The 16,713-nt window shown below is 46.3% G+C and carries 13 protein-coding genes; 3 read left to right on the plus strand and 10 right to left on the minus strand.

The genetic code is table 11. From position 1 onward, the window contains the following. Window positions 1-82 precede the first annotated feature (82 nt). Window positions 83-1,510: a bifunctional NUDIX hydrolase/phosphatase PAP2 family protein gene (locus VHA_RS15195; RefSeq protein ID WP_104439934.1), complete on the minus strand. Its 1,428-nt coding sequence runs from the start codon at window positions 1,508-1,510 to the stop codon at window positions 83-85. 334 nt (window positions 1,511-1,844) lie between these two features. Here VHA_RS15195 and VHA_RS15200 point away from each other — a divergent pair, with 334 nt between their 5' ends. Continuing rightward, a complete protein-coding gene (locus tag VHA_RS15200) occupies window positions 1,845-2,255 on the plus strand; it encodes a BLUF domain-containing protein (RefSeq protein WP_005505863.1) in 411 nt (136 codons plus the stop codon). 62 nt (window positions 2,256-2,317) lie between these two features. Here VHA_RS15200 and VHA_RS15205 read toward each other — a convergent pair whose 3' ends face one another. The 4 genes from VHA_RS15205 to helD form a co-directional block, all read right to left on the minus strand. Next, the gene (locus VHA_RS15205) at window positions 2,318-3,052 is read right to left on the minus strand and encodes an oxygen-binding di-iron domain-containing protein (RefSeq protein ID WP_005505864.1); all 735 of its coding nucleotides are present in this window, start codon (window positions 3,050-3,052) and stop codon (window positions 2,318-2,320) included. A gap of 64 nt (window positions 3,053-3,116) precedes the next feature. Further along, window positions 3,117-3,794 (minus strand): chemotaxis protein, encoded by a 678-nt coding sequence (locus tag VHA_RS15210; RefSeq protein WP_226926528.1) that lies wholly within the window; start codon window positions 3,792-3,794, stop codon window positions 3,117-3,119. Between the two features lie 107 nt (window positions 3,795-3,901). After that, on the minus strand, window positions 3,902-4,648 hold the full coding sequence (locus VHA_RS15215; protein WP_040529085.1) for a flagellar brake protein: 747 nt from the start codon (window positions 4,646-4,648) through the stop codon (window positions 3,902-3,904). A 256-nt stretch (window positions 4,649-4,904) separates the two neighbouring features. Then, window positions 4,905-6,989 (minus strand): DNA helicase IV, encoded by a 2,085-nt coding sequence (gene helD / locus VHA_RS15220; RefSeq protein ID WP_005505867.1) that lies wholly within the window; start codon window positions 6,987-6,989, stop codon window positions 4,905-4,907. 188 nt (window positions 6,990-7,177) lie between these two features. Between helD and yccS the strand changes: the two genes are divergently transcribed. Further along, window positions 7,178-9,349 (plus strand): YccS family putative transporter, encoded by a 2,172-nt coding sequence (gene yccS, locus VHA_RS15225; RefSeq protein ID WP_005505868.1) that lies wholly within the window; start codon window positions 7,178-7,180, stop codon window positions 9,347-9,349. A gap of 461 nt (window positions 9,350-9,810) precedes the next feature. Here the strand turns inward: yccS and VHA_RS15230 are convergent, their stop codons facing one another. Beyond that, window positions 9,811-10,491 (minus strand): Crp/Fnr family transcriptional regulator, encoded by a 681-nt coding sequence (locus VHA_RS15230; RefSeq protein ID WP_005505870.1) that lies wholly within the window; start codon window positions 10,489-10,491, stop codon window positions 9,811-9,813. Window positions 10,492-10,734: 243 nt separating this feature from the next. Here VHA_RS15230 and VHA_RS15235 point away from each other — a divergent pair, with 243 nt between their 5' ends. After that, window positions 10,735-11,463, plus strand: a complete 729-nt coding sequence (locus tag VHA_RS15235) for a nucleoside phosphorylase (protein WP_005505875.1) — start codon at window positions 10,735-10,737, stop codon at window positions 11,461-11,463. Window positions 11,464-11,809: 346 nt separating this feature from the next. On the opposite strand, the gene VHA_RS18745 is transcribed toward VHA_RS15235, so the two are convergent. The 4 genes from VHA_RS18745 to VHA_RS15250 form a co-directional block, all read right to left on the minus strand. Next, window positions 11,810-12,178, minus strand: a complete 369-nt coding sequence (locus tag VHA_RS18745) for a DUF4326 domain-containing protein (protein WP_081456042.1) — start codon at window positions 12,176-12,178, stop codon at window positions 11,810-11,812. Between the two features lie 261 nt (window positions 12,179-12,439). Then, on the minus strand, window positions 12,440-13,165 hold the full coding sequence (locus VHA_RS18930) for a hypothetical protein (RefSeq protein WP_005505883.1): 726 nt from the start codon (window positions 13,163-13,165) through the stop codon (window positions 12,440-12,442). 473 nt (window positions 13,166-13,638) lie between these two features. Beyond that, a complete protein-coding gene (locus VHA_RS15245; protein ID WP_238323663.1) occupies window positions 13,639-14,592 on the minus strand; it encodes an alpha/beta hydrolase family protein in 954 nt (317 codons plus the stop codon). A 492-nt stretch (window positions 14,593-15,084) separates the two neighbouring features. Next, complete coding sequence (locus tag VHA_RS15250) at window positions 15,085-16,380, minus strand: hypothetical protein (RefSeq protein ID WP_005505888.1); 1,296 nt, start codon at window positions 16,378-16,380, stop codon at window positions 15,085-15,087. Between the last annotated feature and the right edge of the window lie 333 nt (window positions 16,381-16,713).

A 16,713-nucleotide genomic window follows, 5' to 3' on the forward strand; every position in this document is an offset into this window, starting at 1 on the left:
CTTTACCTCACTCAAAAGAAGCATCAAAGCGTTTCTAGGTGTTCTGAAGCCTAATAAATACAACAACGCAAACGTTTACGTGCTACCGAACAAATTGATGAAAAATCCGGGGTGTCACCACCAGCAACCACACCGAAATCGCCCAGACAGAGGCGCAATTTAATGCCACAATCACCCAGTTAACCGCATAACGTGACGACACATAATTTTCCACGAGCACAATGGTCAGTATGCCGCCAGCAGCAATCAGGAAAAACGTCAGCTTGTCAGAACGGTGAACGGCCGTCACGTAGTGTGGGAAAGCCTTAAGCCATAGCAACGCACTGTAAACCCCCAAACAACACGCAGCTAGGTAAACAATGTGGGGGTGATGAATTGCTATACCCACGGTTCCCGTAACCGCAAACGCACCCAACCAGAATCGGGCAGATGTCAGCACTTTTTTCTGGTTGGCATATCGCCAATCACTTACTCGCTTCAGCCCCAGACTGAAACCAATCCCAATAAGAGCACCAAGCAGAATATCGGTGGGATAATGCTCCCCTTGCAACATCACTTTGGCACTGATAACCGAGACAAAGAGCCCTCCGACAAGAGCGAAGCGCTTGCGGCCTTTAGGGTGCTTTTCTTTGTTCCAGTTAATCAGCAACCAGCAGAAGAAGAACGTAATAAGGGCCACCATGGTACTCGGAAAGGTATAACCCAACGTATCCTGTTCTCCAAAAACCGGATCGATAAAGTATGGCCTTGGCACCACCAGTACTGTTGTCAGCACCAACACAAAAACCGAAATTGCCAACAATCCGGCACCATAAACCAGTGCCGCCCGATGCCCTTGATACGTCCGGATAACTACCAGAGTTAGCAGGAAAAACACCGGAGAAACCAGGCTGCCGACAACAATGCTTCCGCTGGAAAACAAAGCCAGTAGTGGATTATCTGTTTTCCATTGATGTAAGGTCTGGAGCGCCGATAGCTGGGCCTGATAAAAAGGCGTCAGTACTTCATCTTCTCCGGGCGCTAACACAAACTGGCTCGGCGGTACATCTTTTATCCATTGCTGGAACCGCCACTTGTGCTCGGGAAAGCGGTAATTGTCCCGCACCACTTTGATGTCAGGAAGCATCAATACACGCCTCACCTCTTTGCCGAAATGAGGCGCTGACCAAGCCATCAAGACCTTACGTTTAAACGAGTCGATAAAATACGGCACCGGTACAGCCAGTTGACAGGCAAATATGGCAGAGTTGTAGGTGCGGGCAATTTGCTGCCCCACAATCACATCAAGCCCCGTTTCCTCAAACACTTCACGTTTTGCCGCTTGCTCCGGGGTTTCGTCCCCAGTGATTGAACCTCCGGGAATCGAAAAGCGACCACTGATGGTTTCATCCACCATCAAAATATTTTTGTCGTTGTCCACGATTAAGCAATCTGCTGCCTCAATCGGCAACGTACTATTGATGGCGTTGTCCTGATTTGCCCATGCTCCAGATGAAACAAGGAAAAGCATCCCTAAAACGCATTGCGTTATGCCCACTGGCTGATTGTTCCCATGTTATTTGACTTCCCGTTCATTGACACCATACGGCAAATCACCGGTTGGTTTTATCCCCAACGACCCGAGGTAGCAGGGAGTTTAGGTATAGAGACTATACAAAAATGAAAGACATCATTGTTGCATCAAGAGTGAGCCAATAACTGATAAAAAACATGAATAATTGCCTCACTAAATAAGCAAAAACTCAAAATTAATACATACTTAAAAGAAATACCCAATCCCTATTCAGGTACTGATTGCACTGCCGTTAGTGTCAACAAAACGACAGTTATCATGGGAGATTAGGATGAGCGATCAATTACAACAGATAGTTTACATTAGCAGTGCTGAGCATCCCTTTACCGACGAAGAGTTTACGGAAATGCTGGCAGCCATTCGTAAAAATAATGAACAAAACGGCGTTACCGGTATGCTGCTCTATAAAGATGGCGATTTTATCCAGGTCATCGAAGGTGAGGAGCCTGTGCTTACCCCTTTGTTCAAAAAGATCTGTCAGGACAAACGTCACTATTCCGTAGTTGAGATGATGCGAAAGCCTATTGTGGAACGCCAGTTCAAAGAATGGAGTATGGGGTTTCACCACATCAACAGTGATGATCCCAGACTGGAAGGCTTCAACCGCTTCTTCGATGATGATACTGCTCACGAGATTGATCCAGGCGAAGCATTGAATCTCTTGCTGGTCTTCAGGGAGTAGCCAGGTTTCTGTTTTGCTCAACCCTGAGGGTGCTGATGCACCCTTTTTACATCTTGTTTGGCCTATTTGATAGCCACGCCAACATCCAAGCTTTCAAACCAATCGAGAAACTTACCCACGTTATCGCCTGTAAAGACTCGCCCGTGCTGCGGACACATCATATCAATATCAAGCGATCTCACCCGTTTTACCCAATCATTTTTGGCTTTGTTACAGGGCATCCATCGTTGGTGAAAGCCTTTCATTTTAGGAATATGTTCATCAAAGTTATCGACTTCAAATGGCGCATTGTCAGCGTCCAACGCCGCTCCCACATCACCACTCATCAAAATTTTAGCCACCGGATCATACACATGAAAATTGCCGGATGAATGGAGGTAATGGGCAGGAATAAACCGGATCTCTACACCGTTGAGTACAAGCGTTCCCCCATCATCGGCGATAGGTGCATATTCAATATGCTCCATCCCAAAGTGGCGTACAAAGCCTTCCCAGAGCCAAGGGGCATGAAGTTTGGCATCTGAAATCGCGGTATCCCATAGCCCCAGCGAAGAGATAATGTCTGGGTCCTGATGTGAAGCAAAGAGATGCTTGATCTGATTCACAGGTACCTGCTTGACTACCGCCGCCAACATCGCGGAAAAAATCTCAATGCCACCCGGGTCCATCAACAACGCATTGCTGTGGGTGCGAATCATATACTGGTTGGTGTCGATAATTTTTTCAGGCTTGGAGGGATCACGCCCAAACATGAACCATTGGTGTGATTCTCCTGAATAGATTTCTTTTGTGATCATTCGATCAGTCTCCGGCATTGGTGTGCAGTCTGGTTATAATCCCCACTATCAAAGATTGGGATGATCAATATTCTTCTGCTAAATCGCGGCACAACGACTGAGACATCATGACGTGTAACTGGATTTTTTCTGCCGCAGAAGAAACGTTGTCCGCAACAACGTTGAGCCCTTCTTCAAACTTCTTTCCTGACTGGGACGCTTCTACTCTCGACATGGCCGATAACACCGACGCCGTTTTGATTTCACGGGCGAGGTTTTCCAGCAGTTCAGAAAGTGAGGCCACTTCCCGGTGGAATTGTCGCAGGATCATGGAATAATCGGCTTTTATCCCTTCAAGGGGTTCGTAAATACTGTCCTGAAAAGCGGCATCAGTGCTTTTATTAGACGCTTTTTGAAAACACTCAATCGAACGCTCTTTTCGCACAGCATTGGTCGCCAGCCTGCTAATTGTGACCGCTTTAAGATTAATCACGTCTGAGGTCTTCACGGTGGTTTCTGCCAACTGGTCAATAAAATCAGTAATAGCACGAAAGCCAGCAGCGCCTTGACCAGCTCGCAATGCCAATGCCCGCGCATTGCTCGCTGTCAGTGAAATGTCATTGGCAATTTCCCTGGCTTTATGCAGTTCTGCTGCCACAACCGCTGCGGTAACAAAATGACTTTCAGTATTTAATTCTGTCATGGATGTATCTGATTTAATGGCATCTTCGATAAGTTTAGACAACAATCGCAGAGTGTTCACAAATGAGACACTTTTATTGAAAGCCTGTGACGTTGCCCCTTCACTGGAGATTGGGTGTCTGAGGATAAACGGAGAAAAAAGCCCCGTCAGTACGGTGCTATTACGGTTTAAATACCGAGTACATGATCTTGTTTAGGGCTTTTGAAAATGTATTTGGTGCCATCATAAGTCAGGCTTTTTAGCAAGCGCCGACAATTGGCTTTACCTGGCTCATCAAATACCATGCCGTAGATCTGTCTGCCACGTTTTTTTCGCCCATTTTTTACTGAACCACTCAAGGCATAGATATCGCCATCGCTGCCATTTACCACTTCGAGCACAATTTTCTGGTCGATATCAAACTCCGGCGATATTGCATCAAAGCAAAAACCACAGCCCCCCGAAGAAACATCCGTTAACACCACTTCCAACTTCCGGTTTGAAAGCTGAATATCACCCGGCAAATTTAATTCATAACGCACTTCATTTCTCAACACGATGAGCTTGGCCTGTTGCGGAACAGGAAACACCAGAATCTGGATCGGGCGATAAATAACATACTCAATGCGTGTCCTAAAACGCACGAGCGCTCCTTCTCCGTGTTCCGATATACCTTCAATGTCGACATTAAACCCCTCAGTAAAAAACTCGTCATACTCTTTTCTTGTCAGTCGGGGCATGGTGAAGAAGATATGTTGTTGGTCATCGAAACCGATGAAATTAGATTTGAAGTGAAGACGTTGTCCTAAAGGCGTGACGACTTCCAAAGATGCTTCACTGCCGTGCTGGATAAAATCCATGGCCTGAAGGCCCATGATAACGCGCTCTTTCTGGTTGGCTTGCGTTTTTTTTGCGTGAGCCGAATGTATGTCCATATAACGTCCTCACCGGGAAGGCTTATGCTGAGAAAAAAGCTCGTCGTGTTTGTTGCTATCAACCATGCTTTTGAACATTGTCGGGTATTTTGACAACAACTTGCTCGGGTCGATATCGGCAGATTACATTATTAGTTTATAGGCAAAAGATGGCATATTTTCAAAGTGATAGTCAGGTTTTCTTTTCAACAAGAGTACCCGTTTATCCTTAAGGGCTTTGATACATGGATGACAAAGCCGCCGATATGAAAGCAGATCAAACCGCCTGAAGCACCGCCTTGGAAAGTTTGGACGTGACAGGATAACTTCCTTGCCACAACTCTTTTACGAACACGGAGGGTTTCTCCGGATCAGCAAATATCCAACACTCATGCTTTGCCCGGGTGAGCGCAACATAAAACAAGCGCCTTTCCTCGGCGTGTTCCATTTCCCCATCCACTTTCAGCAGTGCCGCTTCAAGCCCTTCTGTCGCAGATCTGGCAGGGAATACCCCCTCATTCACATCCAGCAGCAGAGTGAAATCCGCCTCAAGGCCTTTACTGGCATGGGCGGTAACATACGTGACAGAAAGCGACGGGTAGCCTTGTTGCCATTCTTCTAACCGGGAAGGTCTATTGGCGTTGTTGCGGCCAATCAGCAATACACTTGCCCCTTTGTCGCCCGCACTCTTGGCAAGCTTTTCCAGCACGCTATCTATCGCCTCTGAAGGCATCAGGTGTACTGCTTTTTTCTTTTGTATACGCTGGCTGTTCAACGGTTTATTCAGTTGCTGTGGGTCAACCTGAATAAAACGGTTTGCCACCTCCCCAATCTGGGAGTTAAAGCGATATGTGGTATCAAGATAGCGGATAACCCCTGCCGGGAAGCGGTTCATAAACCCTGTGGTCAGGCTAACATCTGAACCGGCAAAACGGTAGATAGCCTGCCAGTCATCCCCTACCGCAAACAGCGAGGGTGCGCGGTTGCGTTTACCACCACAAAGCGCTTCAAGCAGTGCCAGCCGGGCCGGAGAGATATCCTGGTATTCATCCACCATGATGTGATCGTAACGGGCACCAAAGGTTTCGCTTTTCTTTGAAAGCAGCTTGGTCGCTTCGCGGATCAGTCCATTAAAATCTTGTGCTTTCTGTTCTTTAAGTGCATTGAGATACCCTTTCAATACCGGCTGCACCAACGCGAATTCACTTTCAGCCTTCTCATCGCCTTTAATCACTGCCCTGATGGCAGTCGCCGGTTGGCTCTGCTGTACCAGCAAATCAAGATGACGCCATAACCACGTTTGCAGTTTGCCGTCATGCGCCTGTTCCACCAAAGGCCGTTCGCGGGTCAGTCCCGGCACTGACCATTGTTCGAGGTGCTTCAGCCAGCGCTTTTCAACTGCTGGCTGGGCCAGGTTTTCTGCCAGCCACAGCGTCAGCCAGCTGTGTTTGGCTTCCTCATCCGTTGCCAACGGTGCGACCTTCGCTTCCTGACCGGATATTTCACGGATAACCTTGAGCGCAAACGCGTGGAAGGTTGAGGTTTCCACGCCATGCAGCCCGGCTTTTTCCAGACGCCCAGCCATTTCCTCGCTGGCCTTTTTGCCAAATGCCAGCATCAGGATACGGGAGGGTTCGGTTTGTTGGCTGGCGACCAGATATTGTGCCCTTGCCATCAACACACTGGTTTTTCCCGAGCCCGCCCCCGCAAGTAACAGGTTGTGGTTGTCATCCATCAATACCGCCTGACGCTGGGATGCATTCAGTGGCGACGCTTCCACACCATCAAACCAGCCTGACCAACGCTCCAGTTCCCCGTCACACCACTGGGCATTTCTGGCCGCCCGCTGTGCTTCACCATTTTGCAGCCAGCCATACAGCGCCTGATAAAGCGACGGATTGGCCGTTGCCATAACCTGCGGGTGAATATTGCAACGTTCAAACACCTCCCGGGCTTTTTGTTGCCACGCTTTCAGATCTTCAACGCGCAAGTAACCCCGGTGATCACGGAGCACATCGCGCAATGCCACCAGTTCATGTTCCACCAGCATAAATTTGCTTTGCTGTTTGCCAAGCCAACACTGGTATTGCTCAGTGACTTTTCCGGCATACGCATGCACTTTTCTCCACGGCAGGCCATAAACCGTGAGGGTTCTGGCTGGCTGGTCAGCGGGCGAGACCACAAACGTCAACCTGCCCCACACTAGCCCACGGGACACACGACATTGTCCATCCCAGATAGAAAAAGGAACGGTTTCCGTCATATGCTTGGATTCAAAAACCAGCTGTTCTTCGTCCAGCACGATACTGTAGTGCGCGCCCTGAACAAACCACTGGGCCAGATTGGAGGCAGAGAGTTTCATGTATGGATTCTGTATTCCTGTCTATATGTACAGCATATCAATTTGAGCGGTTATTGATAACATACAGACGCACGTGTTTGGCTGAGTAGATGAAAAATAAAGCAAATGCGCATCCTTTTTAATCTCCTCCCTTGGAAGCAATCTTTATTCTGCTATCTTAGCTCCATTCCATCCCGCTTAGTGTCGTTATGATTTCAAAGAAAGCTTCTCTCACAATCCGGGAATACTGGACCAACAGCCGCATCAATTACAGTGTCCGGGTCTTTATCGCGCTTATCGGTGTAGCCATCCCCTGTTGGTGGTATGGAACCTCTGAAGCCATCACACCGCTTATCCTTGGTATTATCGCGTCCGCACTGGCTGAAACCGACGACAATTTTTTCGGCAGGTTATCTGCCTTGATCACAACCCTTGTCTGTTTTGCTATCGCAACGTTCTCGATCGAGCTGCTTTTCGACTACCCCTTACTGTTTGTTACCGGTCTTATGGCCTCAACGTTCGGCTTTATTATGTTAGGGGCGATAGGAACGCGATACGCCAGCATTGCATTCGCTTCCATCCTGATTGCTGTTTACACCATGCTGGGCGCACATGAGTCGCAAAACCTCTGGTACCAACCTTCACTCTTGCTGGTAGGCGCCACACTTTACGGCGTGATCTCGTTGATTTGGCTGCTTCTCTGGCCGCATCAACCGATTCAGCAAAGCCTTGCCGCCCTGTTTAACACCCTGTCTGGATATTTTGACCAGAGATCAGCTATGTTCCAGGCATGCCATCACTTAAACCCACAGCCACTGCGCCTGCAGGATGCCAGAGAAAACGCCAAAGTCGTTTCCGCACTGAATGCCGCAAAAACCGCCCTATTGAACCGGGTTCGAGGTGGCAGGCTCAGCGACAGCAAGCGTCAGTTTTTGAAAATCTATTTCCTCGCCCAGGATATTCACGAACGTGCCAACTCCTCACACTACCGGTATCAAGAGCTGGCAGAAGCCTTCTTCCACAGCGACGTGATGTTCCGTATACAGCGCTTGCTCAAGCTCCAGTCGAAAGCGTGTCTTGACGTCTCTCACTGCCTGACGCTAGGGCAACCTTATTCCCACAGCGAAGAAAGTGTAAAAGCACTCGATGAGCTGAATGAGTCATTGGCATATATCAAGGCACAGAAAAACCCGGCATGGATACCCCACTTGCCACAGCTTGAGTATCTGTTCAGAAACCTTGCCGACGTTGAACGCCAGCTTGCCAACATCAGTACCCCCGATATCGCACAGGGTGATGAAGACAGAGAAATTGCAGACTATGATGCTCACAGTTTCCGCGAAATGGTTGCCCGTGTCCGTGCCCAACTGACCCCAAAATCCCTGCTATTCCGTCATGCGGTGAGATTGAGTCTAACACTGGCTGTCGGCTACGGTATTATCCAAGGCTTTGATCTCACACGTGGCTACTGGATCTTGCTCACTATTCTGTTTGTCTGCCAAACCAATTATTCGGCCACCCGCAGCAAAATGACCGAGCGTATTTCTGGCACCCTGATTGGTTTGTTGGTGGGTTTTCTACTGCTCACCTTCTTAGATCTCGCCGGACAACGGGTGCTCATGGTGTTGTTCGGCGTATTGTTCTTTGCCTTCCGCACAACGCATTACACCGCCGCAACAACGTTTATGACCCTTCTGGTGTTAATGTGCTTTAGCCAGTTAGGCGAAGGCTATGCCGTTATCCTACCACGGCTTAGTGATACTCTGATTGGCTGTGCCCTTGCCGTGCTAGCCGTCCGTTTTGTGTTGCCAGACTGGCAGGCGCACCGCCTTCGCGGGATCATGAAAGATGCCATCGCAGCAAACCGTGATTACCTCGCGCAAATCATCGGCCAATACCGTATTGGCAAGCGCGATAACATGGCCTACCGTGTTGCACGCCGTGAAGCACACAACAACGATGCCCAACTCACCACCGCCATCAGTAATATGCTGGCAGAGCCCGGCCGCTACCGCACCGCGACAGATGAAAGCTTCCGCTTTCTGTGCTTGAGCCACGCCATGCTGAGCTATATCTCGGCACTGGGGGCGCACCGCATGCAGATGGATGATGACAGCATTCACGAACTGGTCTCCAAAGCGCACCGTGGCATTCACCATGAACTGGATTGTCTGGTGGCGAAACTGGCAGGCGAACCTTTCGAAAATCCCCCAACGCTTGATGAAACTCTGGGCAAACACCTGGCACGCTGGCGGGAAGAGGAAAGCAGTTCCGCCCGCATGGTGATACAGCAGTTGCACCTGATTCACCGAATCTTGCCGGAAATGCATATGCTGACCGACGAGCTGGCGAAGAAAGCCCTCAAAGGCTCGAAGTCATGAGCTTCTCCCCCATTCCAACTGGGGGAGACCTTCTTTTTTTGCCAACGTGCAGTGTCAGGCTACCCCAGCAATAAAAAGCTGGCGTCTTGGAAACGTTGACATAGAATTCGCGCGCCAAAAGTATTTTCCCAACAAGACATCGACGGTCAGAAAACGAATGTTGAAAGTTTTGACCTGACTCCTGACTGGAAGGACTTTTGTCCTCCTGAAAGTAAACGTGCAGGGATATGCTTGCGGCAGGTAGCAACAACACAATTTAACGCTTGTCAGTCTCTTTCTGATCTGCCGGTGTTACCGGTAAACTGGGTATGAAAGTGCTGTTGGCTGCCACACTGGCGAACCTGATGAACGCGGCAATTGTGGGCCTGTTCGTTTAACTCCTGCCCCATTCCCAACAAAAACGCCACTGCTTTCAATGCCAGTGGCGTTTTTCTTTATGGCATAGCAGCGTCAACGCCGTATCACTCATAGGTGTCGAGGAACGCTTTCAGCGCTTTCTCATCCACAATCTCCAGCCCGTGTTCGCCTTTGCGTATTAAATTCCTGTCCATCAGGTTTTTTACGGCGCGGCGGTAAACGCGGCCAGAGGTGCCAAAGCGCTCTGCTTCCTGATCCACCTTACCAAACCCACACAACGCGCGGCTCTGTTGCGGCTGTGCCAGCAAATCATAGGCGATGTTATAAGTGATAGGGTGTAACAGGCGGCTGGTGTAGATATCCAGCGAGTCCTGATAATCATCCGCCAGTGCAGAGGCAAAAAAGAACAGCATGTCCGGCGCTTGCTGCAAACCCTCATCCAGCTTTTTAGGACAGATAATATCGACCTGCATTTGCTCATCCGCCACCACACTCCATTGGCATGGCGTTTGGGTGAAAAATTCCATTTCCCCGAAAATATGGTCATCGCAGTGCGTCTCTCCCAACTGGAAGCGACGGCCATTGGCCGCCAGAATGCTCATCGACACCCGCCCGACCGGCACGACATAGAGGTGCTCGAGTGGCTCACCCTGCTGCAACATTGCTTCACCCGCATTGAAGAAGCGGCTACCTACCTGACACTGGTAAATAAAATCATGAAACGCCGTGCTTTTATGGTCGAGCAAGGTTTTAAAGCGGCCTCTCGCGTAAGGTTTGATTCTCATTGGCACGGAAAAATACCTACGAAAAATTCAGGGGAAGCGTATTTTCCCCATTCATGGGATCACTATTTTGATTTCTGTCAGAAACGTCGCTCAAAACGGCACCTAATCCGCAATGGCAGGACAAAAGTCCTCCCTGCCAGCCGCGCAACAACACTAATATCGAGGACATTTAACCTGAGAGACAAAGAATTCCGGTGATGCCGAACTGGACACAGTACGCGCCGGATAACATGAGGATACCCAATGACTAAGCAGCCCCATATCGGTGTGGATGAAACGCAGATCGCACCTCGGGTCATCGTTTGCGGTGAACCGGATCGCGCCAACCGCATCGCCGCCCTGTTCGACCACGCCGAGCAAGTTTCAGAAAACCGAGAATACCGGTTGTTTACCGGTACGTACCACGGCAAGCCGGTATCCGTCTGCAGCACAGGTATTGGTGCGCCTTCGATGATCATCGCCGTAGAAGAACTCAGGCAATGCGGCGTTACCCATGTCATACGTGTTGGCTCTGCTGGGGCGATGCAAGCAGGCATTCAACTTGGTGAGCTGATTGTGGCAGAAGGCGCCGTGCGGGACGAAGGCGGCTCAAAAGCCTATATCGATGCCGCTTATCCGGCGTATGCCGATTTCTCTCTGCTGAAAGCGCTCAGTGATTACCTTTCCACCCAATCCACGCCCTGCCATTTTGGTGTGGTGCGCTCACACGATAGCTTCTACACCGATGATGAAGAGGCCATCTGCGCATACTGGAGCAAAAAAGGTATTCTGGGTGCAGACATGGAAACCTCCGCACTTTACACCGTCGGCCGCTTGCGCGGAATCAAGGTAGCATCAGTCCTGAATAATGTGGTGCTGTACCAGCAGGATGTGAAAGAAGGCGTCGGACAATACGTTAACGAAGCTGACGTGATGATAGCCGGGGAAAGACTGGCCTCACTCGCTGCACTGGAAGCTCTGGTGGCGCAATAATTCAGACCAGTTTTTATCAAGACAGGCTTTCAAACGGGACAGGCATCCTTCTTGTCCCGTTTTTTTAGCGTTAGCTTTTGAAACCTGCAGGGCGAACAGCCACACCGTCAATGGTGCAGAGGACGCCCTTGGCCGCCCGGCAACGGACTTTCATGAGTACGTCAGGAAAACCGTCAAAACCAGTGTCTGGAACCGACATCCATGATAGCGAGCGGATTCATCTACGCCCCTGACAGGGAAACTTTCTGTAGGAGGTCGAAATGAAAACAGCAGGCAAACATGGGAAATGTGTGCCTGCTGTTTCTGCCTTAAACCTGTCCAATCACTACGTTTACTTTCCATCATCTCAGGCGTTTAAGAAATCAGTCAGCACATCGCCGTGACAGCTCTCTGGCTTGCAAAAGCACACCAACCTTTTCCCTGCCAATTTAAACACTTCTGATTTTTCTTTATTCGGGAACTTGTCAAAATCAAAGTCGTATTTGAACTTCCTGATCACCTCTTCCCTTGTCTCATTGTTTTCATACATGGTGTATGGGTTACCCCAATATGAGCCCCTGCCAATGTAGCGATACGTCGGCGAGTCCCCCTGGCGATGATATTCAGGATGGGTTTTGATATTGACCACCCGGGTTATCGCTATTCGAATCTCCCTGAGCGGTATTGCGCTTTCCCTGAGAAATGCCGCCGGGTACAAAACCAATAACGTATTCATTAAAAAAACCTTATGCAGGAACAGGTTTATCAAGAGTAATGCTATGATAATACGGTGTCGCACCAAGGCTGGTATCGAGCCTTGGTCATTTATTCTCACAGTCTGGTGTTATGGCATTGCCCCAGCGTAACAGGGATAGGCGAGTGCCTCAGTGATAAGAGGTCAAACGTCTATTGAGATGTCCAAATTAATGCAACAAGCACATACCAGTGCATATCGTAAATATCGCTATTAAATCCTGCCTCTTATATCGTCGTCATCTTATGGGCAAATTGAATACCACCTTGAATTAATCCCCAGACCACTTAAACAATCTTGAGCTGCAGTACCAGGCCTCCCTGTTTCATCTAAAGCACATAAGGATTCAAAATCGGATACGGTATCGGAATGATACATCGTAAAACAATCAAACGACTCATTTGTGTGGGTGCGAGCAAATGAGGCGATACACTTACTGTCATTTGAACAAAGAGCGACGCAACTATTATTTGTTATCACATCCTGTCTTGATAAAACTACGCGATTTGCAGTAAATCCACCCTTCAGAACCCAGTAAGCTAAACCTGTTTCAGGGCGGTATTCAAGACTTAGAGGCCCATTACTCGGGGAGTAATTACATGAGGTATAACCGTTGTTTGAATCATCAAATAGAACACCGGTAGTAATTTTAGTAAGTGTACCTGTTGGAGTGGAATGTGTGATCGATGGGCAACCGTCTGGGTATTGACCTAAAGCAGCAAATGCTTCACAAAAATGATGGTGATTAAAAATGGCATCTTGATTCTGCAAAACTGCTTCTGCAGTATTTAGTCGAGAAGTACAGTCTCTTGTATCATACACTCCATCACCATTTATATCTTCATTCAAGTCATTAACACTATTCATATTAGAATCCCAACAATTAATACCTGCATTGCCATCCTCTTCGATTGGACAGCCTGAGAGCAACACCAATATCGGCAGAGTAAGTAGTAATCTTAGGATCATAATATTCCCTTTATTATATAAGACGTTAACGCTTGTATTTGCATTACTATTGCTTTAAAAATAGGCCGCCATTGAATTACACTCAATAATTAAATTGATTGCATATATAAATTTGCAGACACCATCATAAAAGTACCACTAAAAACTGACCAAAGAGCTACTTTTCAGCCCAAAAGTAGAGGTTAGCTACGTTCGATCAATAGGCTAATAATCTCGATTTCGGAAGGCTCTGTTCAAGAAAGTTACAATACAGCCACATTTCTTGTTGTGGCTGTATATGCACTGGATGAGTATGAGAGTACTGTTTAATGATATTGTCTTACTTAAAATTATCTGAAGTTGGCATTTCCTAGCTCATTTTGTCCAAAAGTACTTCAGAGCCAAAGAGCCTAAAAACACCAAGGCCACCGTCCGGTGGCCTTTCCTCTAAGAAAGATTGCTCGTGATACACCTTTCGTACCATGGCTGATGTCTCAATTCGATGGACGAATCAATGCTGCCAAAATAACCTCTAACATTTGCTGATGATTGTCCTTTCTTGAAACCTCTCCGGGCTCGTGACAAAGCGCCCCCTCTCCTTCTGAAGTGATAATTTTTATGCCACGTTCGGTGCACTCGGCAAACGCACTGAACTGGGTCGCGCCTGGAATGTTTTGAAGTGTCACATTAGGAAGGTTAACGAGTGATTCGGCAGGCACCAGCGCGGGGTGTTGATTGGCAGAAAGCGAGACGACTGTGACGGGATTTTTTATCAATGTCAGCGTTTCGGGAACAAACGTTTTGGTCAGCTCAGGGCTGATGACGACGACAGATGTCAGCGTATCTTTTGTCTTAATTTGGCGGAATTTTTCATCTGGAATATTTGCAATATCAACGTTGCCTTTGCTTAACCAACGACAGTCGATATTGGTGTTGTTATCGCATGATGCCCGGTATTTTTCCGGGCTTATTTTCGCGCCGGAGAGCATCAGCATCGATGTGCCGCCCAGAAAAAAGCCCACACCGGACACCTGGTCAAATTCCACGCCCGTGGCAAATGCCTCAACCGTATCAAGTTGAGACAACCCGAGTACCAAGTCACTGGTCCTGAATATGATTTCATCGACCGCCATGTCAGCCGTGATTTCGTTTGGTGCAGGCGGCTTAGGCACAATGACCACGTAACCTTGTTGCGCCAGGTTTGATGCTATCCATCCCGTATGGGAAAAGGCTGACCGTGTGCCACCTAAAGACAAGAGTACGGCTGAAAATTTTCCATCAGCTAACGGGGCATCTAACTGCGTTTCGACCAGCTTAAAAAGCTTGCCATTGCCAAAGGTGAAGTTGGTTTTGTCGCTCTTGGTGGGATACCAGTAATACACGTCAACAGGCTTGCCCCTGTCATCGCTGAATACCGTTTTTACGGTTAGCGCAGATTGGTATTTCATTTCATTGGCGCTTACGCTGAAACACAATATCGCCAATACAAATGACATGAGTATTTTGGTTTGCATATTTCCCTCTACCTATTGTTCTATGTGTTTTAAAAACAGACCACTTATTTTCTACCCGGTTACTCCAACGCAAAGGTACTGTACCATTTTATTTTTTACATATATTTTCCTTCCTAGTATCGAGTATTAAGATAAAGGCTACCGCACAGATTCTTGACTATTTCCACCCACAAAAAATCACATCACAAAAAGAAATTTCACTCGATATCAAAAGAATTATAGTCTAAATTATTTTTTATGGATAAATAATTTAAAACTCATCATATATGCCCTTGGCTATGTTTTATTAATTTAGTGAATATTAGTCTTTATAAGCAAAGGAAGCAATAAGCCTGCTTCCTTATTCTTATCTTATAAATGAACTTATAGGAAAACAATTAAAATAAACATTTACATATTGCTTTTAAGCTTTCACTCTTTATTAGATCAAAGCTTTGACTCTTCCATCTTGTCAAATAAAGAAATTCTCTCAGATTTTTGATGTTGAAAGTCAGTATTACTTATACTGATCCAAGCTTGTTTATTTGTAGACATACCAAATCCAAGTTTTTGTAATAAAATGAATCCTTTTAATTTAACCTCGAACAGATTTTTAGGCACTTCATCAAAAGAACGAGCCAGATGAATATTATCACTATAATACTGTGTACTTGGATCTTTAGCTGTTATAAACACATTCCAAAATCTATCCTCATCATCTTCACTGATTAATGATTGAAGTAATTCTTTACCGTGTTTTAGATCAACGCCAAATTCTTTTCTGACACTAGCTTCAATATTAGAAGTGGATTCTCTAAAAAGATTTTCCATATCATCTTTATTAAATGCTTTTACAACACCTTTAGGTTTTGTCACAGCAATGTTAGGATTTGGAAAAACTGACTCACTAAGTGTAGTGGGGATCGCAAGCACACCCCATGGATCCACAACAACTGTATTTTCGGGACCATATTCAGGGTCAGAAGGATCACCTATAATCACATAGTCATGATCATAAGGCTTTCCATCAGCATACACACCACCTTTCACAATACTAACAGGATGATCTTTTAACTTTTCATTTCTAACAAGTAACGCTGCCGTAAGTTGAGCAACACCGCCACAATTGCTACTACCTGAAATCAGGGGAGAAAATGGATGTGTTACAGCTGTATTTGTTCTAGCATGAATAGTTCTTAGATCACTTTCTCCTGCTGATGCAAAAAGGTCGACAATCTGATTTCCTGAGCCATAACATAGTCCAGCCTTAACCATATCGATGGTTTCTTTTGCAATTTCAAGGTTTTTAATTGTAAAGTCTTTTACTTTAATTTTCTTATGTTCATATTCTTTTTTTAGGCCGTTAGTAATTGAAATAGGTGATATATCAATTTGCTTGTGTAGACTTACCGTTTCAGAATTACCGTCTGATTTTATGCTAAAGCCATTGCCATTCCAATATAAGCATTGGTTATTATAATAGTTGCTATTATTTTTTACTGATAAACTTGATTTTTTTTCAATGGCTTTCACCAATGATTCTTCTTGACGAAACTCAACATTTTTTTTCATGCAAAGAAGAAATGAACCGGGTTCTTCAAGTGAATTTTTATTTGTTTTTTTAATGTCACTGCGACTTAATTGTTTTAATGACATTATATTACATGATATATTCTTTTTATCAGAGTATGTTTTTACCGATGACTCGATTCTTAAAATATTATTTCTTACATTGCTAAACATTTAACCATCTCCTATAAATAGACAATAGAAGTATGAGAGAGATAATAATCACTCACTTTTAACTCTTGCTAAAATAGAACCACTGTTAATACAACCAGTTGTTGCAACATTTTGGTTCAAGGTTCTGATTGATTAAATATTTTGCATATTAATCAATCAAATATGACCAGAGCGACAGAAATATTACTCACCAATCAAAAATATTCTCACGAGGTTTTTTATGAAAAAATATGTTTTTCTAGATACCTTGTCTATCTTTATATCAATGACGTTAATGTTTAACTTTACACCAACTTCTGGATCAGATTAGGACATGATTTCGGCAAAGTGGAT

Source organism: Grimontia hollisae CIP 101886, assembly GCF_000176515.1.
Lineage (GTDB): Bacteria > Pseudomonadota > Gammaproteobacteria > Enterobacterales > Vibrionaceae > Enterovibrio > Enterovibrio hollisae.

Bases quoted from the DNA above. Each gene is read 5' to 3' on its own strand.
- VHA_RS15195 (WP_104439934.1), bottom strand. From the start codon at position 1,510: ATGCTTTTCCTTGTTTCATCTGGAGCATGGGCAAATCAGGACAACGCC.
- VHA_RS15200 (WP_005505863.1), top strand. From the start codon at position 1,845: ATGAGCGATCAATTACAACAGATAGTTTACATTAGCAGTGCTGAGCAT.
- VHA_RS15205 (WP_005505864.1), bottom strand. From the start codon at position 3,052: ATGATCACAAAAGAAATCTATTCAGGAGAATCACACCAATGGTTCATG.
- VHA_RS15215 (WP_040529085.1), bottom strand. From the start codon at position 4,648: ATGGACATACATTCGGCTCACGCAAAAAAAACGCAAGCCAACCAGAAA.
- helD (WP_005505867.1), bottom strand. From the start codon at position 6,989: ATGAAACTCTCTGCCTCCAATCTGGCCCAGTGGTTTGTTCAGGGCGCG.
- yccS (WP_005505868.1), top strand. From the start codon at position 7,178: ATGATTTCAAAGAAAGCTTCTCTCACAATCCGGGAATACTGGACCAAC.
- VHA_RS15230 (WP_005505870.1), bottom strand. From the start codon at position 10,491: ATGAGAATCAAACCTTACGCGAGAGGCCGCTTTAAAACCTTGCTCGAC.
- VHA_RS15235 (WP_005505875.1), top strand. From the start codon at position 10,735: ATGACTAAGCAGCCCCATATCGGTGTGGATGAAACGCAGATCGCACCT.
- VHA_RS18745 (WP_081456042.1), bottom strand. From the start codon at position 12,178: ATGAATACGTTATTGGTTTTGTACCCGGCGGCATTTCTCAGGGAAAGC.
- VHA_RS18930 (WP_005505883.1), bottom strand. From the start codon at position 13,165: ATGATCCTAAGATTACTACTTACTCTGCCGATATTGGTGTTGCTCTCA.
- VHA_RS15245 (WP_238323663.1), bottom strand. From the start codon at position 14,592: ATGAAATACCAATCTGCGCTAACCGTAAAAACGGTATTCAGCGATGAC.
- VHA_RS15250 (WP_005505888.1), bottom strand. From the start codon at position 16,380: ATGTTTAGCAATGTAAGAAATAATATTTTAAGAATCGAGTCATCGGTA.